The organism is Streptomyces sp. NPDC001714, assembly GCF_042892755.1.
Lineage (GTDB): Bacteria > Actinomycetota > Actinomycetes > Streptomycetales > Streptomycetaceae > Streptomyces.
This window is the reverse complement of sequence record NZ_JBIAUL010000005.1, coordinates 571,571-576,004: the sequence shown is the minus strand read 5'-3', so window position 1 is coordinate 576,004 and position 4,434 is coordinate 571,571. Positions and strand designations below refer to the sequence as shown.

The following is a 4,434-nucleotide window of genomic DNA, read 5'->3' as shown; positions in this document are numbered from 1 at the left end:
TCCAGCGCCCAGTTGAAGTGGTCCGGACGCGGCCACTCGAAGCCCGCGTAGGCGGTGGCGTAGTCCGCACGGTGTTCCAGCAGGAAGTCCCGTGCGGCCCGGAACTCCTTGGTGGCGACGGTCTCCGGCACCGTGATTCCTCTCTTTCCTGTGCCCTCAGTCAACGGGGACCAGCTCGACGACCGGGATGGCGCGGCCCGTGCGGCCGCGGAACTGGGCGAAGTTGGGGTCCTGGGCGGTCTGCAGGGCCCACAGCTCCTCGTGCTCGGCGGCGGGCACCGGCTCGGGGCGGGCCAGGAAGCGGCGGCCGCCGGGGAGTTCGACGGTGCCGGTGCCGGCGGCGACCAGGTTGCGGTACCAGGCGGGATGGGTGGCGGCCCCGCCGTTGGCGGCGAAGACGATGTGCCGGCCGTCGCGCTCCAGGTGCACCAGCGGGGTCGTCCGGGTCGCGCCGCTGCGCCGGCCGGTGGTGCTGAGCAGCAGCAGCGGGACGTCGCCGAAGTCGGCCACCCGGCCGCCGTTCTCGCGGAATTCCCGGATGACCTTCCGGTTGAACGGGTTGCTGTTCACGGATTCGTCCACGGGGGCGGCGGGACGGTGCGCGTCCCAGCTTTCTTCGGGGAGATAGAGGCGGGTAGCCGTGTTCTGTTCGTAGGGCATTCCGGCGGGCATGTTGATGAGTTCCATGTGCAGGCCCCACGGGGTGGTGAAATAGACCCAGCGGTCGCCCGCGATGGGACCCTCGGTGATGGTCTCCGGTTCGTCGAGAACGGTTACGCCGGGGATCTCACGCAGGTATGCGGCGGCCTTGTCGACGTCGTCGACGTAGATCGCGAAGTGGTGGCCGCCCCAGTCGCTGTTGCGGGGGCGTGCGCGGTCCTGGTCGGGCGCGGAGTACTCGAAGAGCTCCAGGTTGGTGACCGGTCCCAGGCGCAGCATCGCGATCTTCGCGGAGGCGGCCGGGTGGACGCCGAGCTTGCGGGTCATCCAGTCGCCCTCGCGGTCCTCGACCGGGCCGAGGGTGTAGGCGAGTTCGGCGCCGATGACGTCGACGAAGAAGCTCACCGCCTGGTCCAGGTCGGGGACCGTGTAGGCGATGTGGTGGACGGCCCGGGCTCCGGGAAGTGTGGTCAAGGTCCGCTCCGTTCGGGCTCGGTCCGCCCGGCCGGCGGACGCGTTGGGGGCCGGGTTCTGCCACCCGGGTCCGCCCGAGCCTCCGGTGTGCGGTGGCCGCGGACAAGGGCGAGTTCCGTAAGTCGCCCAGGGTTCGGCGAACAACCGGCGGACATGCCGAAGTGGGTGCGCGGGGTTGGCGTCCGGGGCGCGGACGGTGTTGGTATGGAGTCCGTCGGGGCGCCGGCGGCCGCACGTTCCGCCGGGCGCCGGAGAAATCTCCGGCCGGTATCCCGTACGCGTTCCCCGCCGGCAGGCCGGGGCGTATTCCTTCCGAATTCCCTGCACCGCGCCGCTCGCTTCTCCTGTCGACTGTCGAGCGCATCCGAGCAATAACGGGGGTCAATGATGGCTGAGTTGAAGAGACGGCGGTTCATGGAGCTCGGCTCCGGGATCGCGTTCACGGCCGCGGCCGGCGGCGGTCTCGCCACGGCGCCGTACGCCCGGGCCGCCGCCGGTACGCCGGTGTCGGCGAAGGCGGCCACGGCGGCCGTCGCCGTCACACCCGCCGACGGCCGCTACCCGGACCTGATATCCGGCAACAACCAGCGGTGGACGTCGAGTCCGGACAAGGTCGTGCTGCCGCGGACCACCGCCGAGGTGGTCGCCGCGGTGCAGGAGGCGGTCACCGCCGGCAAGCGGCTGTCCGTGTGCGGCGGCGGGCACTGCTTCGAGGACTTCGTCTTCAACGCCGACATCAAGGTCAACATCAACATGGGGCTGATGAACGCGGTGTCGTTCGACAGCTCGCTGAACGCCTTCAAGGTCGGCGCCGGCTGCACGCTCCTCGACGTCTACGAGGCGCTGTACGAGGGCTGGGGCGTGACCATCCCGGGCGGTATCTGCCACAGCGTGGGCGTCGGCGGCCATGTCACCGGCGGCGGCTACGGCAACCTGTCCCGGCAGTACGGGCTGACCGTCGACCACCTGCACGCCGTCGAGGTCGTCGTCGTGGACGCGAACGGCACCGCCCGCAGCGTGGTGGCGGCCCGGGACTCCGCCGACGCCGCGTTGCGCGACCTGTTCTGGGCGCACACCGGTGGCGGTGGCGGCAGCTTCGGCGTCATCACCGCGTTCTGGTTCCGGACGCCCGGGGCGAGCGGCCCGGCGGGGAACCTGCTGCCGAAGGCGCCCTCCAAGATCTTCCTGACGCTGGCGGGCTGGCCCTGGGAGAAGGTCACCCAGGACGGCTTCGGCCGGCTGGTCGACTACTGGGGCACCTGGTTCGAGCAGCACAACACCCCCGGTACGACGGCCGGTTCGCTGTACTCCTGGCTGATGCTCAACCACCGCGACAGCGGTTCGATGGGCGCGGTGGTCCAGCTGGACGCCTCGCTGCCGGACGCGGCGAGCGTCCTGTCGGACTTCCTGGCCGGGATGGACGACGCGCTGGGCCTGCACTCGGCGACCACGCGCCACGACGGCGTCCTGGACACCGCGTACACCACGACCCGGCTGCAGCCCTGGCTGCGCGGCACCAAGTACATCGGCGCGATCTCCCCGACCCAGCTCGACCCCACCACGCGGGGCTGCCACAAGTCGGCCCACCTGCGCACCCGCACCCCGCAGCGGCAGATCGACGCCATGTACGCCCACCTCACCAGCACGGACAAGCCGAGCACCATGACCGGCATCGTGCTGTCCGCGTCCGGCGGCCGGATCGCGAGCGTCGCACCGACGGCGACCGCGGTCGCCCAGCGCGACGCGATCATGAAGGTGAACTTCGAGAGCCGCTGGTACGACAAGGCCGACGACGCGAAGAACGTCGGCTGGATCCGCGGCGCGTTCGGCTCCGTGTACGGCGACACGGGCGGGGTGCCCGTCCCGAACGACGTGACCGACGGCTGCTACATCAACTACCCCGACGGCGACCTGTCCGACCCGGCGTTCAACACCTCGTCGGTGGCCTGGCACGACCTGTACTGGAAGCAGAACTACGCCCGTCTCCAGCAGGTCAAGAAGGCCTGGGACCCCGGCGACGTCTTCCACCACCGCCAGTCGGTCCGCCTCCCCTGACCTCCTCTCCCCCTGTTTTCCCATCCCCCCTCATCAACACTGGAGTTGACGATGCGTACCACCACCCTGGGCAAGAACGGTCCCGTCGTGGGCCGTGTGGGCCTCGGCACCATGGGCATGTCCTTCGGCTACGACCCGCACGGCTGGGACGACGACGCCTCGGTCAAGGTGATCCACCGCGCCCTGGACCTCGGCGTGAACCTGGTCGACACCGCCGACGTGTACGGGCCGTTCACCAACGAGGAGCTGGTCGGCCGTGCCCTCAAGGGCCGCCGCGACGAGGTCGTGCTGTCCACCAAGGGCGGCCTGGTCGTCGACGAGAACGGGCTCGGGCTCGACGGGCGTCCCGAGCACCTGTCGGCCGCCGTGGACGCCAGCCTGCAGCGGCTCGGCGTGGACCACATCGACCTGTACTTCCTGCACCGCGTCGACCCGAACGTGCCGCTGGAGGAGAGCTGGGGCGCCCTCGCCGAGCAGGTCGCGGCCGGCAAGATCCGCGCGCTGGGGCTGTCGTCGGTGACCCTGGAGCAGGTCAAGGCGGCCCAGTCGGTCCACGAGGTGGCCGCCGTCGAGTCCGAGGCCTCCCTCTTCACCCGGGACGCCTTCGTGGACGTCCTTCCGTACACCGTGGAGCAGGGCATCGCGTTCCTGCCGTTCTCGCCGCTCGGGCGCGGGCTGCTCACCGGTGCGTTCAGCAAGCCGGGCGACCTGCCCAAGGACGACTGGCGAAGCACGCAGCCGCGGTTCACCGACGAGGCGTTCGCGCACAACAAGGCGATCGTCGACGCGGTGGCGGCCGTCGCCGCCCGCCACGACGCGACCACCGCCCAGGTGGCGCTGGCCTGGCTCCTGGCCAAGGGCGAGTACGTGGTGCCGATCCCCGGCACCAAGACGGAGCGCTACCTGGAGCAGAACGCCGGCGGCGCGGACATCGCCCTCACCGCCCAGGACCTGGCCGAACTGGACGCGCTTCCGGAGCCCCTGGGCGCCCCGGAGGCCTGACCGACCTCGGCGGGCAACCCCCGCCGACCCGCCTGCCGGCGCCGCCCCGAACACCCTTCGCCCGGCGCCGGCAGGCAGCCCCCACTTCTCGGCCGAGCCAACCGCAGCAGACCCTCACTTCCCGACCGAGCCAACCGCAGCCGACCCTCACTTCCCGACCAAGCGAACCGCAGCCAACCCAGGGGCGCGGGGCTGTACCCGATATGCGGCTCCACCGCGCGGGCGCGACCAACCTGGCCTCAC

At 71.1% G+C, this 4,434-nt stretch carries 3 protein-coding genes; 2 read left to right on the top strand and 1 reads right to left on the bottom strand.

Annotated elements, in window-relative coordinates; translation table 11 throughout:
* Positions 1-156: 156 nt before the first annotated feature.
* Positions 157-1,134 (bottom strand): nitroreductase/quinone reductase family protein, encoded by a 978-nt coding sequence (locus tag ACFY0P_RS16825; protein ID WP_388912779.1) that lies wholly within the window; start codon positions 1,132-1,134, stop codon positions 157-159.
* Between the two features lie 396 nt (positions 1,135-1,530).
* Here ACFY0P_RS16825 and ACFY0P_RS16820 point away from each other — a divergent pair, with 396 nt between their 5' ends.
* On the top strand, positions 1,531-3,189 hold the full coding sequence (locus ACFY0P_RS16820) for an FAD-binding oxidoreductase (RefSeq protein WP_388912776.1): 1,659 nt from the start codon (positions 1,531-1,533) through the stop codon (positions 3,187-3,189).
* 51 nt (positions 3,190-3,240) lie between these two features.
* Complete coding sequence (locus ACFY0P_RS16815; RefSeq protein WP_388912772.1) at positions 3,241-4,191, top strand: aldo/keto reductase; 951 nt, start codon at positions 3,241-3,243, stop codon at positions 4,189-4,191.
* The last annotated feature ends 243 nt before the right edge of the window (positions 4,192-4,434 follow it).

Bases quoted from the DNA above. Each gene is read 5' to 3' on its own strand.
- ACFY0P_RS16815 (WP_388912772.1), top strand. From the start codon at position 3,241: ATGCGTACCACCACCCTGGGCAAGAACGGTCCCGTCGTGGGCCGTGTG.